General features: G+C 53.7%; 2 tRNA genes. Both read left to right on the plus strand.

The window, feature by feature from the left end:
- Positions 1-83 precede the first annotated feature (83 nt).
- A tRNA-Pro gene (locus tag EIZ37_RS25755) sits at positions 84-160 on the plus strand.
- A gap of 13 nt (positions 161-173) precedes the next feature.
- Positions 174-256, plus strand: a tRNA-Leu gene (locus tag EIZ37_RS25760).
- The last annotated feature ends 1 nt before the right edge of the window (position 257 follow it).

Here is a 257-nt window from a genome sequence, read left to right on the forward strand (position 1 = left end):
AAAAGGTCGGGAGTTCGAATCTCTCAGGGCACGCCATCTATATGACATGAGCCCCGCCTAACGTTAGTATGGTGGGTTGATATCGGGAAGTAGCTCAGCTTGGTAGAGTACTTGGCTTGGGACCAAGGGGTCGCAGGTTCGAATCCTGTCTTCCCGACCATGTAATTTCATAAGCCGGTATGGCGGAATTGGCAGACGCGCGCGACTCAAAATCGTGAGGGAAACCGTGGGGGTTCAAGTCCCTCTACCGGCACCAT

This window comes from Brevibacillus migulae (assembly GCF_004521915.1).
Taxonomy (GTDB): domain Bacteria; phylum Bacillota; class Bacilli; order Brevibacillales; family Brevibacillaceae; genus Brevibacillus_F; species Brevibacillus_F migulae.